12 protein-coding genes are annotated in these 15,282 nt (G+C 67.5%); 5 read left to right on the forward strand and 7 right to left on the reverse strand.

Annotated features, from left to right (window positions below; genetic code table 11):
* Window positions 1–5: 5 nt before the first annotated feature.
* The gene (locus tag ACCC97_RS09040) at window positions 6–2,333 is read right to left on the reverse strand and encodes an acyl-CoA dehydrogenase (protein ID WP_042672959.1); all 2,328 of its coding nucleotides are present in this window, start codon (window positions 2,331–2,333) and stop codon (window positions 6–8) included.
* 107 nt (window positions 2,334–2,440) lie between these two features.
* Here ACCC97_RS09040 and ACCC97_RS09045 point away from each other — a divergent pair, with 107 nt between their 5' ends.
* The 3 genes from ACCC97_RS09045 to ACCC97_RS09055 are packed head-to-tail and all read left to right on the forward strand — an operon-like array spanning window position 2,441 to window position 5,780.
* A complete protein-coding gene (locus tag ACCC97_RS09045; protein WP_413314277.1) occupies window positions 2,441–3,223 on the forward strand; it encodes a citryl-CoA lyase in 783 nt (260 codons plus the stop codon).
* A gap of 13 nt (window positions 3,224–3,236) precedes the next feature.
* Complete coding sequence (locus ACCC97_RS09050; RefSeq protein WP_413332419.1) at window positions 3,237–4,400, forward strand: acyl-CoA dehydrogenase family protein; 1,164 nt, start codon at window positions 3,237–3,239, stop codon at window positions 4,398–4,400.
* An 18-nt stretch (window positions 4,401–4,418) separates the two neighbouring features.
* Window positions 4,419–5,780: an MmgE/PrpD family protein gene (locus tag ACCC97_RS09055; protein ID WP_413332421.1), complete on the forward strand. Its 1,362-nt coding sequence runs from the start codon at window positions 4,419–4,421 to the stop codon at window positions 5,778–5,780.
* A 62-nt stretch (window positions 5,781–5,842) separates the two neighbouring features.
* On the opposite strand, the gene ACCC97_RS09060 is transcribed toward ACCC97_RS09055, so the two are convergent.
* The 6 genes from ACCC97_RS09060 to yaaA all read right to left on the reverse strand — a co-directional run bounded on the left by ACCC97_RS09060 (window position 5,843) and on the right by yaaA (window position 11,244).
* Window positions 5,843–6,733: a LysR substrate-binding domain-containing protein gene (locus ACCC97_RS09060; protein ID WP_413332423.1), complete on the reverse strand. Its 891-nt coding sequence runs from the start codon at window positions 6,731–6,733 to the stop codon at window positions 5,843–5,845.
* Between the two features lie 79 nt (window positions 6,734–6,812).
* Window positions 6,813–7,718 (reverse strand): SDR family NAD(P)-dependent oxidoreductase, encoded by a 906-nt coding sequence (locus ACCC97_RS09065; protein ID WP_007830334.1) that lies wholly within the window; start codon window positions 7,716–7,718, stop codon window positions 6,813–6,815.
* Window positions 7,719–7,842: 124 nt separating this feature from the next.
* Window positions 7,843–8,709 (reverse strand): NADPH-dependent 7-cyano-7-deazaguanine reductase QueF, encoded by an 867-nt coding sequence (gene queF, locus ACCC97_RS09070; protein ID WP_413332425.1) that lies wholly within the window; start codon window positions 8,707–8,709, stop codon window positions 7,843–7,845.
* Window positions 8,706–9,608, reverse strand: a complete 903-nt coding sequence (locus ACCC97_RS09075; protein ID WP_413332427.1) for an alpha/beta fold hydrolase — start codon at window positions 9,606–9,608, stop codon at window positions 8,706–8,708. The genes queF and ACCC97_RS09075 overlap by 4 nt, the downstream gene beginning before the upstream one ends.
* Window positions 9,609–9,619: 11 nt before the next feature.
* Window positions 9,620–10,462, reverse strand: a complete 843-nt coding sequence (locus tag ACCC97_RS09080; RefSeq protein WP_007830330.1) for a 2OG-Fe(II) oxygenase — start codon at window positions 10,460–10,462, stop codon at window positions 9,620–9,622.
* Window positions 10,462–11,244: a peroxide stress protein YaaA gene (gene yaaA, locus ACCC97_RS09085; protein WP_007830329.1), complete on the reverse strand. Its 783-nt coding sequence runs from the start codon at window positions 11,242–11,244 to the stop codon at window positions 10,462–10,464. Before yaaA ends, ACCC97_RS09080 begins: the two co-directional genes overlap by 1 nt.
* 105 nt (window positions 11,245–11,349) lie before the next feature.
* On the opposite strand from yaaA, the gene ACCC97_RS09090 reads away from it, so the two are divergent.
* Both ACCC97_RS09090 and galU read left to right on the forward strand, forming a co-directional pair.
* The gene (locus ACCC97_RS09090) at window positions 11,350–14,229 is read left to right on the forward strand and encodes a valine--tRNA ligase (protein WP_413332429.1); all 2,880 of its coding nucleotides are present in this window, start codon (window positions 11,350–11,352) and stop codon (window positions 14,227–14,229) included.
* Window positions 14,230–14,331: 102 nt separating this feature from the next.
* Window positions 14,332–15,222, forward strand: coding sequence for a UTP--glucose-1-phosphate uridylyltransferase GalU (galU, locus tag ACCC97_RS09095; RefSeq protein WP_007830327.1), 891 nt, complete (start codon window positions 14,332–14,334; stop codon window positions 15,220–15,222).
* Window positions 15,223–15,282 lie beyond the last annotated feature (60 nt).

Here is a 15,282-nt window from a genome sequence, read left to right on the forward strand (position 1 = left end):
GTCGCTCACGCCGGCAGGTCGAGGACTTGCCGCGCGAGGATGTTGCGCTGGATCTCGTTGGTGCCGCCGTAGATCATTGCGGCCGTGGAGCCGATGAGCGGCGCGAGCACGTTGAAGGTCTGGCCGTCGAGCACCTGGTCGCCGGCCACGGCGCCCTGCTCGTCGCCCGCTTCGACCAGCAGCGCGCCGATGCGGTGGTAGGTCTCGCTGGCCCAGATCTTCAGCAGCGACACCGAAGCCGGCAGCGGCTTGCCCGCACGCACGATGTTCGCGAAGCCCGTGTACGCCGCCGACAGGTCGAGCACGTCCAGCCGCAGCGCTGCGAAGCGCTGCGCGAACACCGGGTCGGCGAACAGGCGCCGCGCCTGCGCCAGCCGCGCGAGCTGACCCAGCGCGTACTGCGACTGCTTGGGGCTGCCGAGGAAGATGCGCTCGAAGCCCAGCAGCGCCTTCGCGATGGTCCAGCCGCCGTGCAGCTTGCCCACGAGGTTCTCGGCCGGCACGCGCACGTTGTCGAAGAACACTTCGCAGAACTCGGGCTCGCCCGCCAGCGTGCGGATCGGCCGGATGGTGATGCCCGGTGTGCGCAGGTCGCACAGCAGGAAGCTGATGCCCTCCTGCTTGCGCGCCTCCTTGTCGGTGCGCACCAGCATGAAGATGTGGTTGGCGTCCTGCGCGAGCGTGGTCCAGATCTTCTGGCCGTTGACCACGAAGTGATCGCCCTGCGCATCGCGCGCGGGCAGGGCTTCGGTGCGCAGGCCCGCGAGGTCGGAGCCGGCGTTGGGCTCCGAATAGCCCTGGCACCACACATGCTCGCCGCTCAAGATGCGCGGCAGAAAGCGCTGCTGCTGTTCGGTCGTGCCGTGCTGGATGAGCAGCGGCCCGATCATCACGATGCCCTGGTCGGGTGCGCGCGCCACGCCGTACTGCTCCAGCTCCTCGATCCACGCGATGAGCTTGTCGGCGGGCAGGCCCATGCCGCCGTGCGCCTGCGGCCAGGCGGGCGCGATCCAGCCCTGCGCCGACAGCGTGAGGTACCACTCGCGCATCTCGCTCCAGCGTGCGCGGTGCGAGAGGTAGCGCAGCTGCTGCGGATAGCGCTGCTGCAGGAAGGCGTGCACCATGCGGCGGAACTCGGCCTCGGGCATGGTGGACCAGTCTGCCGTGCGCGGGAACTCGCCTTTCCAGGTGGCCGCGCCCGTGGTCGCTTCGGCATCTCCAGCCAGCACGGCATGCCGCCGCTGATGCGCACTGACATTCCCAAGCCACGCCGACAGGCACAGCACCCGCTTGTAGAACAGGCTCAGGTCGCACTCCTGCGTATAGCCGATGGCGCCATGCAGTTGCACCGAGGTGCGCGAAGCCTGCAGCGCGGCGGCCGTGCAGCGCGCATTGACGCGGCTTGCCTCCGCTTCGAGCCGGTCGACCGTCAACCCCTGCCCTGCCACCGCCAGCACCTCGTTCAGCGTGGCCTGCGCCACTTCGAGATGGATGAACATGTCGACGCAACGGTGCTGCAACGCCTGGAAGCTGCCGATGGGCTTGCCGAACTGGGAGCGCGTGCGCAGGTAGGCCAGCGTCTGCGCCAGCATGGCCTGCCCCGCACCCAGCAGTTCGGCGGATTGAAGGATCTGGCCGGCCGCGAGTGCATGGCGCAAGGCATCCTGCGCAGCCGGCCCTTCGGCCAGCACGGCCTCCGGCGGCAAGGCGACCTGCTCGAAGCGCAGGTTCGAGGCCTGGCCACCATCGACCAGCGGCACCAGCGCCTCCGTCACGCCTTCGGTGCCGCGCGGCACCCACAGCAGCACCGCGTCGTCGTCGCCGCGCGCCGACACCAGCCAGCCGCTGGCGCCCGCGCCGGGCAGCACCATGAGCTTTTCGCCCTGCAGCAGCACGCCGCCAATGTGGCCGGGCCGCGGCTCGCAGCCGCAGGCCAGCGGCACGGCGCTGAGGTCGCCAGCGCTCTCCTGCCATGCCAGCGCGGGCAGGCTGCGGCCTGTAACCAGTTCGGCGAGCAAGGCGTTCGCGCCCGGCGTACCGAGCCGCGCCAGCAGCAGCGCACTGAGGCCTGCCACGGCCAGCAGCGGCTCGGGTGCCACATGCTCGCCCGCGGCCCGCAGGATTTCCGCTGCGCCGTCGAGCTCCAGTGCAAGACCGCCGGCCGATTCGGGAGCCAGCATGCCGGGCCAGCCGAGCTCGGCGATTGCGCGCCAACCGTGCGCCTCATCGGCATCAGCTTGTTCCATGCGCTCGCGCCGCCGCTGGATGGCGCGGCTGCGAACGAAGTAGTCGAGCGCCGCTTCGCGCATCGCCGAAAGTGATTCGAAGTCCATCGCCGCAGCGTGACAGAAGGCCCCGCCGGGCGGCATTCGCATTTGCCGAAGGGAGGGTTTTGCAATCACGCAGCCGCCTCGCGCGATGGAGGGCTAGATTCGGCGCCATGACCAAGATCAAGAAATCCCTGCACACCGAGCTGGGTCACAGCACGCCGGACAAGATCACCGTGCGCGGGCGCGACCTACCTTCGGAAATCCTCGGCCACCTGAACCTCGGCGACATGGCCTTCCTGGAACTCACGGGCCGCATCCCGACGCCGCAGGAATCCGTCACCTTCAACGCCATCGTCGTCACGCTGGTGGAGCACGGCATTACACCCAGCGCGCTGGCTGCGCGCCTCACGTATGCGGGCGCCCCCGAAGCGCTGCAAGCCGCTGTGGCAGCGGGTCTTTGCGGCCTGGGCACGGTGTTCGTCGGCAGCACCGAGGGCGCGGCGAAGATGCTTTACGAAGCAATTCCCTTCGGCGAGAAGCCCACGCGCCCGCTCGCCGACATGGCGAAGGACATCGTGGCCGATCATCGCGCGCGCAAGCAGATCGTGCCGGGGCTGGGCCATCCGCTGCACAAGCCCATCGACCCGCGCACGCCGCGGCTGTTCCAGATCGCGGCGGAGAACGGCTTGTCGAGCCACTATGTCGCGCTGATGCAGGCGGTGCAGGAGGAAGCCGAGCGCGTGTCGGGCAAATCGCTACCGATCAACGCGACCGGTGCCATCGGCGCGATCGCGGCCGAATTCGGCTTTCCGTGGAAGATCATCCGCGGCTTCGGCGTGATGGCGCGCGCCATCGGCCTCGTGGGCCACATCCTCGAGGAGATCGACGATCCGATGGCGGTCGAGATCTGGCAGCGCGTGGAGAAGGAAGCCGGCGGCCCGCGCCGGGACTGAGCAGCAGCAAACAATGAACAACGCCAACGACAAGAACTTCCCCGACATCCGCGACGCCGTGCGCGACCTGTGCACGCAGTTTCCCGATGCCTACTTCCGCAAGATCGACGAGGCGCGCGGCTACCCCGCGGAATTCGTCGACGCGCTCACCAAGGCCGGCTGGATGGCCGCGCTGATCCCGCAGGAGTACGGCGGCTCCGGCCTGGGCCTGACCGAGGCCTCGGTCATCATGGAAGAGATCAACCGCCGCGGCGGCAACTCCGGCGCCTGCCACGGCCAGATGTACAACATGGGCACGCTGCTGCGCCACGGCAGCGAGGCGCAGAAGCGCGCCTACCTGCCGAAGATCGCCAACGGGGAACTGCGCCTGCAGTCGATGGGCGTGACCGAACCCACCACCGGCACCGACACCACCAAGATCAAGACCACGGCCGTGAAGAAGGGCGACCGCTATGTCATCAACGGGCAGAAGGTGTGGATCTCGCGCATCCAGCATTCGGACCTGATGATCCTGCTGGCGCGCACCACGCCGCTGGCCGACGTGAGGAAGAAGTCCGAAGGCATGTCGATCTTCATCGTCGACCTGCGCGAGGCCATCGGCAAGGGACTGACGGTGCAGCCCATCCTGAACATGGTGAACCACGAGACCAACGAGCTGTTCTTCGAGAACCTCGAGATTCCGGCCGAGAACCTGATCGGCGAGGAAGGCCAGGGCTTCAAGTACATCCTCGACGGGCTCAACGCCGAGCGCACGCTGATCGCCGCGGAGTGCATCGGCGACGGCTACTGGTTCATCGACCGGGTAACGGCCTACACCAAGGAGCGCGTGGTGTTCGGCCGCCCGATCGGGCAGAACCAGGGCGTGCAGTTTCCGATCGCCGAAGCGTTCATCGAAGTGGAAGCAGCGAACCTGATGCGCTATGAAGCCTGCCGCCTGTTCGACGCGCACCAGCCCTGTGGCGCACAGGCCAACATGGCTAAGTACCTGGCGGCCAAGGCGAGTTGGGAGGCGGCCAACGCCTGCCTGCAGTTCCACGGCGGCTTCGGCTTCGCCTGCGAATACGACATCGAGCGCAAGTTCCGCGAGACGCGGCTGTATCAGGTTGCGCCCATCTCCACCAACCTGATCCTGAGCTACGTGGCGGAGCACATGCTCGGCCTGCCCCGCTCGTTCTAAATGAGGGATGCGATTGCCATGAACGCTGTGGACCACCCGAGCAAGGTGCTCGCGACCTTCGCCGCCGAGCTGAGGTTCGACGCCATCCCCGCCCCCGTGCTTCGCCGCACCGAGGACCTGATGCTCGACTGGCTGGGCTCCGTGCTCGCCGCGCGCACCGCACGGCCGGTGCGCAGCATCGAACGATTCGCGCAGATGATGGGCCCCGCCGAGGGGCCCAGCGAGCTGCTGACCTCGCGCCGCACCACCTCGCCGGTGTTCGCGGCGCTCGTCAACGCGGCGGCCTCGCACTTCGTGGAGCAGGACGACGTGCACAACGGCTCGGTGTTCCACCCGGCCGCCGTCGTCATCGCGCCCGCGCTGGCCGTGGCGCAGAGCGTCGGCGCGAGCGGCGCGCAACTGCTCACCGCGGTGGTCGCGGGCTATGAGGTCGGCATCCGCGTCGGCGAATTTCTCGGCCGCTCGCACTACAAGACCTTCCACACGACCGCGACGGCGGGCACGCTCGCCGCTGCAGCAGCGGTCGGCCGCCTGCTGGACCTCACGCCGCAGCAGATGCTGCACGCCTTCGGCTCGGCCGGCACGCAGTCGGCCGGCGTATGGGAGTTTTTGCGCGACGCGGCCGACTCGAAGCAACTGCACTGCGCGCACGCGGCGGCGAGCGGGCTGATGTCGGCCTACCTTGCGCAGGACGGCTTCACCGGCGCGGCGAAGATCCTCGAGGGCGCGCAGGGCCTGGGCGTCGGCATGTCGAGCGATGCCGATCCGGCGAAGCTCGTCGATGGCCTCGGCACACGCTGGACACTGGCCGAAACCTCCTTCAAGTACCACGCCTCCTGCCGCCACACCCACCCCGCCGCCGACGCGCTGCTGCAGGTGATGACGCAGAACAAGCTCAAGCCCGCCGACGTGTCGCGCGTGACCACGCACGTGCACCAGGGCGCCATCGACGTGCTGGGCCGCGTGACGGTGCCCGCGACCGTGCACCAGGGCAAGTTCTCGATGGGCACGGTGCTGGGCCTCATTGCCGTGCACGGCCGCGCAGGCCTCGGCGAGTTCGACCGCGACTTTCTCGCGCCCGAAGTCTCGGCCTTCCGCGACAAGGTGACGATGCAGCTCGACGCCGAAGTCGACACTGCCTACCCCGCGCGCTGGATCGGCAAGGTCAGCGTACACACCGCCGACGGCCGCACGCTGCAGGGCCGCGTCGACGAACCCAAGGGCGACCCCGGCAACAGCCTGAGCCGCACCGAGATCGAGGACAAGATGCAGCGCCTCGCGCACTACGGTGAAGGCGTGACGGCAGAAGAAGCAAAGGCCCTATGCAACCGCATCTGGCAACTGGGCGAGACCCGGAAAGTGACGCGCTGGTTGCCCTGAGGCAGGAAGGGCCTCAGGCCCGCCCCGGGCCCGGTCTGCGGTGCCGGATGGAACGCCCAGGCTCAGGAAGCGATCAGGTGATCGAACAGCTCCCGAGCAGATGCAGGCAGCTGTTCCCGATCACGTGCGATCAACTTCAGCTCCCGCTCGGCCCACGCATCGCTGAGCGCCACAGTCGAGATGCGCATCGCCATCGACAGCCGCTGGGCGGAAGACGCGGGTAACACACCCACCCCCACGCCCGCCTCGATCATCAGGCAGATCGCCTCGAAGCTGCTGACCTGGATGCGCGGGTTGAAGCCCCGCCCCGCCAGTTCGGCGCGGCGCTGCAGGAAGCGGTGGATGGCGCTGCCGTGGTGCAGGCCCACGTGCTGTTCGTCGAGCGTGTCGGCGAAGGCCACCGAAGGGGCGCCCGCGAGGTGGTGCGTGAGCGGCACCACCAGCACGAGCTGGTTGCGCCCGAACGCTCGCGCATCGAACTCGCCGGTATGCACGTCGCCGGCAAGGATGCCGATGTCGGCCTCGCCGTCGGCCACGGCGCGCACGATCTCTTCGCTGAGGTATTCGCGCAGGTCCACCTGCACGGCCGGATGCTGCGTGAGGAAGCCCGCGAGCTTCTGCGGCAGGTACTCGGTGATCGAGGTGGTATTGGCGAACACGCGCACATGGCCCTTGATGCCCTTGCCGAAGTCCTGCATGTCGCAGCGCAGGTGCTCCATCTGCTGCATCACGCGCTTGGCATGGTAGAGCACGGCCTGCCCCGCGGCCGTGAGGCTCACGCCCTGCGCGCTGCGATGCAGCAGCTTGCCGCCCACGGCCTCTTCCATCTGCTTGATGCGCGTGGAGGCGGCGGCCAGCGAGATACAGGCCTTCTCGGCGCCGCGCGTGAGGCTGCGCGCCTCCGCCACGTAGACGAACAGTTTCAGGTCGAACAGGTCGAAATGCAGGTTCACCGGTCAGGCGCGCGAGGAAGGAAAGTAACGCGCATTGTCCGGCGAATGGCGCCGTGCGCGCCCGCTTGCGGGTTTGTCCTCAGACGGGGTCCCAGCTGAACACGTCGGCCGAGCGGTCGAGCGGGAAGAAGCTCGCGCGCATCGCGGGCATGGCGTGCTCGGCGATGCTCTGCGGCGTCCAGCCCTCGGAGCGGTGGATCGAGCGCACCGGGCGCGGCTGGCTGATGAGCGAGATCTCGTTGTTGCGCACCGAGAAGATCTGGCCGTTGACCGCGCCCGCCGCCTCGCTCGCGAGGTACACCGCCAGAGGTGCGACCTTGGCCGGCGTCATCTGCTTGATCTTGTCGACGCGGGCGCGCTGCTCGTCGGTGTCGGTGGGAATCGCGCCGATCATGCGGCTCCAGGCAAAGGGCGCGATGCAGTTCGAGCGCACGTTGAATTTCTGCATGTCGAGCGCGATCGACTTCGACAGCGCGACGATGCCGAGCTTGGCGGCCGAGTAGTTGGCCTGGCCGAAGTTGCCGATCAGGCCCGAGGTGGAGGTCATGTGCACCAGCGCGCCCGCGTTCTGTTCCTTGAAGTGCACGGCCGCCGCGCGGCTCACGTGGTAGGCGCCGTAGAGATGCACCTTGAGCACCGAGTCCCACTCGTCGACCGACATCTTGTGGAAGAAGCGGTCGCGCAGGATGCCCGCGTTGTTGACCGCCGCGTCGATGCGGCCGAAGCTGTCGAGCGCGCACTGCACGATACGCGCCGCGCTGGCGGCATCTGCCACGCTGTCGGTGTTGGACACGGCCTGGCCGCCGGCCGCACGGATCTCGTCGACCACCTGCTGCGCGGGGCCGGCGCTGCCGCCGGCGCCATCGAGCGCGGCGCCGATGTCGTTGACCACCACTTTCGCGCCGTGGGCCGCCATGGCCAGCGCGATGTCGCGCCCGATGCCGCCGCCCGCGCCCGTGACGACGACCACTTTTCCTTCAACCATGTTTGTCTGTGCTCCGGAGGTTCTTTCGACCGCGGGTTCGCGGGCATATTTCAGAATGCCACAGGCGAAGCGAAAGCGGGTTTCAGGTTTCCGAAGAGGGCCTTCGGCGCGGCCCCGGGGACGGCTATTGGCGCGCCGTGCGGATGTTCGCCGGCAGCGCCTGCGGCCAGCTCGTGCGGAACGGATTGATGTCCAGCCCGCCGCGCCGCGTATAGCGCGCATACACCGCCAGCTTGGTCGGCTTGCAGCGGCTCCAGATGTCCGTGAACATGCGCTCGGCGCACGGTTCGTGGAACTCGTTGTGGTTGCGAAAGCTCACGATGTACGCCAACAGCCCGGCCTGGTCGATGGGCGGGCCGCTGTAGCGGATCTGCACGCTGCCCCAGTCGGGCTGGCCGGTGACAAGGCAGTTGCTCTTGAGCAGGCGGCTGGTGAAGGTTTCGTTCACATGCACCTGCGTGGCATCGCTGCTCAGCAGCTCCGGCGCGGGCTGGTAGTGGGTGCACTCGATGTCGAGGCGGTCGAGGTCGAGGCCGTCGAGTTCGTGCACCGGCTCGCGGTCGAACATGTCGGGCGCCATCAGCTTCACGCCGATGCCGGCCGACTGGTCGCTGCCGCGCCACGCGGCTTCGGACAGGTCCGCGCGCAGGCGCTCGCGCACCGCGTCGGCGCTCGCGAACTGGCTGTTGTTGAAGCTGTTGAGATAGAGCTTGAAGCTCTTGCTCTCGATGATGTTGGGCGTCTCGCACGGAATGGTGAAGTGCACGATGGCCAGCTGCGGCTTGCCGCGCAGGTTGAGCCAGCTCACCTCGAACGCGGTCCAGAGGTCGGCGCCGAAGAAGGGCAAGGCATCGGACCTGATGCCCATGGCCTCGCGCTGCGTGGCGCGCGCGATGGGAAACAGCAGCGTGGGGTCGTAGCGGTCGGCGTAGGCCGAGGCGCGGCCGAGCTGCGATTGCTCGGGCGTGTTGGGGTTCGGGTCGTGGCTCATGGTGTGGCGTTTCTGGCCTCCGCTGCATGCGCGAACGGAGCAATGTGGTTGGCGAGGATGGTGCACACCTCGGGCGGCAGGTCATGGCCCATGCCGGGGATGGCGACGAATTGCGAACCGGGAATGCGCCTGGCGGTGTCCTCGCCGCAGGCAATGGGCACGAGCGCATCGGCGTCGCCGTGCAGCACCAGCGTGGGCGACCGGATGCGCGCCAGCACCTGCGGCCGGTCGGCATCGGCGCCGACGGCCAGCATCTGCCGCATCAGCCCGGCCGGGCGGTATGCGCGGCGCATGCTGAAGGTGAGGCGCGCGGCCAGCTCTTCGTCGCTCTGCGGGTAGGCGGGGCTCTGGATCAGCCGCAGCAGCCGAATGCTGTGCGCGACCAGCGCAGCCTCGTCGCGGCCCACCGGACGGCGCATGAGCATGGAGGCCACCTCGCGGCGCGGCCCGGGCAGGCCGCGTGCGCCGCTGGAGCTCATGATGCTCACGAGGCTGGTCGTGCGCTGCGGTGCGGTAGCGGCCATGCGCTGGGCGATCATGCCGCCCATGGAGGCGCCGACGATGTGGGCCCTTTCAATGCCCAGCGCATCGAGTACACCGAGCGAATCAAGGGTCATGTCTTGCAGCGTGTAGGCAGAGCGCACCGGCAGGCCGAGGCGATGGCGGATGGTTTCCCACACGACGTTGCCCACGCCCGCATGGTCGAAGCCCTGGCTCAGGCCGATGTCGCGGTTGTCGTGGCGCACCACGCGAAAGCCCGCGTCGACCAGCTGCTGCACGAAGCCCGTGGGCCATGCGACCAGCTGCATGCCCAGGCCCATGATGAGCAGGATCACGGGGCGACCCTCGCCTCCGGTGTCGTCGACTTCGATCTGCAGGCCGTTGGCGGTGACTTTCATCGGCTTCTTGCTTACTTGAACTCGCGCTCGCGCAGCCACTTGGTGGCGACCCACTTCTCGCCCGCCAGCACCGGCGCGCCGCCGTGCAGCGTGCGAGTGACGGGGTCGGGCCGGTCATAGCTGAAGAACACGCCGCAGCCGCGCACCGGCGCCACTTCGAGGCCCACGTCGGGGAAGGTGGTGGCGCCGCCGCCTTCGGGCTCCTGCAGGTACATCACCAGCGTGGCGACACGCTGGCCGCCGCGCTTGAGGATGGTGGGCGTGCCGGGTTCGCCGGGGTCGAAGTAGTCGTAGTGCGGGCGGTACTGCGCGCCGGGGGCGTAGCGCAGGATCTGCAGGCCCTCGCCGTATTCGAGCGGCCAGCGCAGCAGCGTGGCGAGGCGCTGCTCCAGCCGCGCGACGATCTCGTTCTCGCCGCGTTCGAAGAACATGCCGTCGCTGGTGCGGTCGACGTTGAGCACCTCGCCGCCGGTGCGGGTCTCCACGGTGAGCGAACGCGCGAGCCGAACACGCGCCGCAGCGATCAGGCCTTCGCACTCCTCGGCCGACAGCAGGTTGCCGAACACGACGACACGCGGATGCCGCATGGTCTGCAGCACCTGCACGCGGCGGTCGCCGGCATCGAGGTACAGCGGCGCACCGTCGAGGTCGGGGCCGGGCATTTTGGTGCGCACGGGCGGCAGGGCCACCTCCACGTTGGGGAATCCGGCCTCGAGCTGGGCCAGCGCCGTGTCGGCGGCGGCATCGTGCCAGCCGGCCGCGCGCATGGAAGCGCGCAGCGCTGGCACCGAGTGCCCGGCCGCGAGCTGGGCCACCAGCCACTCGCGCAGTTCCGGACTGATCGGTTGCGACATCAGACTTTCCTCCTGAACACCAGCCTTTCGGCTGTCGACACCTGGGCGTCGAAACCATAACCCTCGAGGTCGAACTTTTCCAGTGCCTTGGGCGTCGCCGCCTTGTGCTGCACGGCCCAGCGGGCCAGCAGGCCGCGCGCGCGCTTGGCGAAGAAGCTCACGATCTTGTACCTGTCGCCCTTCCACTCCTCGAACACGCATTCGACCACACGGGCCTTGAGCACCTTCTTGTCGACCGACTTGAAGTACTCCTGCGAGGCGACGTTGACGACCACCGGCGTGCGGTCGGCCGCGAGGCGCTCGTTGAGGTGCTCGGCGATGCGCGAACCCCAGAAGGCGTAAAGGTCCTTGCCGTGGCGATTGGCCAGTTGCGTGCCCATCTCGAGGCGGTAGGGCTGCAGCAGGTCGAGCGGGCGCAGCAGGCCGTAGAGGCCGCTGAGGATGCAGACGTGGTCCTGCGCCCAGGCCAACTGCCCCTTGGTGAGCGTGCGGGCATCGAGGCCGCCGTAGACGTCGCCGTCGAAGGCGAAGGCGGCCTGGCGGGCGTTCTTCTCGGTGCTCTTGCCGGACCAGGCTTGGTAGCGGGCCACGTTCAGGGCGGAGAGCTTGTCCGACAGGTGCATCAGCTCGGAGATCTGCTGGGGCGACTTCTCGCGCAGCAGCCTGATCAGCTCGACCGAGGGGCCGCGCGGAGATTCGAAATGGGGTTGAGTGGCGGGGATTTCAGAGGGAACCGGAGTGTCGTAGTCGAGCGACTTCGCAGGGGAAAGCAGGAACAGCATGGCGGAATTATCAGTGGCTGCCGTGACGCCGGGCCGCGCCGGTAAAATCACGGGCTATCCCACCCTGCCTCCCCACGGCTCCCTGAAGGGCCGTTCCGTATTCCCATGAGCGAACCCACCACTTCTCCCGCCCAGCCTGGCCTGGACAGCCTTTCCAAATCGTTCGAGCCCGCCGCCATCGAGGCGCACTGGGGCCCCGAATGGGAGAAGCGCGGCTACGCCAAGGCCGGCTTCAGAGGCACGCAGCAACCGAAGGAAGGCGCCGAATCGTTCGCGATCCAGCTGCCGCCCCCCAACGTGACGGGCACACTGCACATGGGCCATGCGTTCAACCAGACGATCATGGACAGCCTCGCGCGCTACCACCGCATGAAGGGCGACAACACGCTGTGGTTGCCGGGCACCGACCACGCGGGCATCGCCACGCAGATCGTGGTGGAGCGCCAGCTGCAGGAGCAAAAGCTCAGCCGCCATGACCTGGGCCGCAAGAACTTCGTGGCGCGCGTGTGGGAATGGAAAGAGAAGTCGGGCAACACCATCACCGAGCAGATGCGCCGCATGGGCGACACGGTGGACTGGAGCCGCGAATATTTCACGATGGACGACGATCTCTCGAAGGTGGTCACGCACACCTTCGTGAAGCTGTATGAAGAAGGCCTGATCTACCGCGGCAAGCGCCTGGGCAACTGGGACCCGGTGCTCAAGACCTCGGTGAGCGACCTCGAAGTCGAAAGCGAAGAGGAAGACGGCTCGCTCTGGCACATCGCCTATCCGCTGGAAGACGGCAGCGGCACGCTGACCGTGGCCACCACCCGGCCCGAGACCATGCTCGGCGACACGGCCGTGATGGTTCATCCGGAAGACGAGCGCTACAAACACCTGATCGGCCAGCGCGTGAAGCTGCCGCTGGTCGACCGGCTGATCCCGATCATTGCCGACGACTACGTCGACAAGGAATTCGGCACCGGCGTGGTGAAGGTCACGCCCGCGCACGATTACAACGACTACGCCGTCGGCCAGCGCCACAAGCTCGAGATGATCGGCGTGCTCACGCTGGACGCCACCATCAACGACAACGCCCCCGAGAAGTACCGCGGCCTGGACCGCTTCGTCGCGCGCAAGGCCATCGTGGCCGACCTCGACGCGCTGGGCCTGCTGGTCGAGGTGAAGAAGCACAAGCTGATGGTGCCGCGCTGCGCGCGCTCGGGCGCCATCGTCGAACCGATGCTCACCGACCAGTGGTACGTGGCCATGACGCGCCCCGGCGCCGATGGTCAGTCGATCGCGCAGAAGGCCATCGACGTGGTGAAGTCGGGCGAGGTGCGCTTCGTGCCCGAGAACTGGGTCAACACCTACAACCACTGGATGGAGAACATCCAGGACTGGACGATTTCGCGCCAGCTCTGGTGGGGCCACCAGATTCCGGCCTGGTACGACGAGGATGGCAAGGTGTACGTGGCCGAGACCGAGGCCGACGCGCAGGCCAAGGCGCCGGGCAAGAAGCTCGTGCGCGACGAGGACGTGCTCGACACCTGGTACTCGGCGGCGCTGGTGCCCTTCTCCTCGCTGGGCTGGCCCGCGAAGACACAAGACCTCGACCTGTACCTGCCCTCGACCGTGCTGGTGACGGGCTACGACATCATCTTCTTCTGGGTCGCCCGGATGATCATGATGACCAAGCACTTCACCGGCAAGGTGCCGTTCAGGGACGTGTACATCCACGGCCTGGTGCGCGACGCGCATGGCAAGAAGATGAGCAAGTCGGAAGGCAACGTGCTCGACCCGGTGGACCTGATCGACGGCATCCAGTTGCCCGCGCTGCTCGACAAGCGCACGCAGGGCCTGCGCAAGCCCGAGACAGCACCCGCAGTGCGCAAGAACACGCAGAAGGAGTTTCCGGACGGCATTCCGGCCTTCGGCGCCGATGCGCTGCGCTTCACCTTCGCGTCGCTGGCCTCGCTGGGCCGCAGCATCAACTTCGACTCGAAGCGCTGCGAGGGCTATCGCAACTTCTGCAACAAGCTGTGGAACGCCACGCGCTTCGTGCTGATGAACTGCGAAGGCCAGGACTGCGGCCTGCTGGAACACACGAAGGAAGACTGCAAGGTGGGTGGCAAGGCCCACGGCTACCTGAAGTTCAGCCGCGCCGATTTCTGGATCGTGTCGCAGCTGCAGCGCGTCGAGGCCGAGGTGGCCAGGGGCTTCGAGGAATACCGACTCGACAACGTGGCCACCGCGATCTACCAGTTCGCCTGGGACGAGTTCTGCGACTGGTACCTGGAAATCGCCAAGGTGCAGATCCAGACCGGCGACGAGGCGCAGAAGCGCGCCACGCGCCGCACGCTGATCCGCACGCTCGAGACGCTGCTGCGCCTCGCGCATCCGGTGATTCCGTTCATCACGGAAGAGCTGTGGCAGAAGGTATCGGCGGTTGCAGGACGTGAGGGCGAGTCGATCATGGTCGCCGCCTATCCGAACAGCCAGCCCGAGAAGATCGACGAGGCGGCCGAGGCGCACGTGGCGCGGCTGAAGGCGCTGGTCGATGCATGCCGCACGCTGCGTGGCGAGATGAACGTGTCGCCGGCCACGCGCCTGCCGCTCTACGCGGTGGCCGACGACGCCGAAGGCGCGGCCTTCCTGCGCGAATCGGCGCCGGTGCTCCAGGCGCTGGCAAAGCTCAAGGAAGTGAAGGTCTTCGACGACGAGGCTTCGTGGTCGGCCGCGGCCGAGGCGGCGCCCGTGGCGGTGGTCGGCGCTGCGCGCCTGTGCCTGCACATGGAGATCGACAAGGCAGCCGAGAAGCTTCGCATCGGCAAGGAAATCGCGCGCATCGAAGGCGAGATCGCGAAGGTAAACGGCAAGCTCGGCAACGAAGCCTTCGTTGCGAAGGCGCCGCCAGCGGTGATCGAGCAGGAACGCAAACGCCTGGCTGACTTCACGGCCATGCTGGAGCGTTTGCGCGATCAGCTTGTGCGTCTTGGCTGACACACGAGGGGCCGGGAAGGCGTTTAGGATGTTGAGAACGGTTTCGCACCGCGCCGTCACATCATCCTGCACCCCCTTTTGAAGAAAGACGCTGTACTGCCCATGTCCACTTCCTCGACCCGCATTCGCAAGGCCGTATTCCCCGTTGCAGGCTTTGGTACTCGCTTCCTGCCAGCCACCAAGGCACAGCCGAAGGAAATGCTGCCCGTGGTCGACAAGCCGCTGATCCAGTACGCCGTCGAGGAAGCCTACGCCGCGGGCATCCGCGACATGATTTTTGTGACCGGGCGCAACAAGCGTGCGATCGAAGATCACTACGACACCGCCTACGAACTCGAGAGCCAGCTCGAAGCCAGCGGCAAGGATGCGCTGCTCAACATCGCGCGCTCGGTGTCGCCCGACGACATGACATGCTCGTACGTGCGCCAGCCGCGCATGCTGGGCCTGGGCCATGCGGTGCTGTGTGCCGAGCACCTTGTGGGCAACGAACCCTTCGCCGTGCTGCTGGCGGACGACCTGATGGTCGGCCCCGAGGGCGGCCAGCCCGTGCTGGCGCAGATGACCGCGGTTTTCAGCCGCCTCGGCGGCTCGCTGCTTGCGGTGCAGGAAGTGCCGCTGGCGCACGTCAAGCGCTACGGCATCGTGGCCGGCGACGTGATCGAGGAAGGCCTGGTGAAGGTCAACCGCATGGTCGAGAAGCCCAAGCCCGAAGACGCGCCCTCGCGCCTGGGCGTGGCCGGCCGCTACATCCTCACGCCGGGCGTGTTCGACGAGATCCGCAACCAGCCCAAGGGCGCGGGCGGCGAGATCCAGTTGACCGACGGCATCGCCGCGCTGATGAAGAAGGAATCGGTCTACGCCTATTCGTACAAGGGCATCCGCTACGACTGCGGCAGCAAGGAAGGCTTTCTGCAGGCGTCGGTGGAACTGGCGCTGGCCCACCCCGAGGTGGGCGCGGAGTTTCGCGAATACCTCAAGAGCCTGAAGCTGTAGCCGCTTCTTCTTCGGGCTCCATCGTGAACGAAGGAAGGGCCGCTGACGCGGCCCTTTTCT

Source organism: Variovorax sp. Varisp85 (assembly GCF_047304045.1).
Taxonomy (GTDB): Bacteria; Pseudomonadota; Gammaproteobacteria; order Burkholderiales; family Burkholderiaceae_C; genus Variovorax.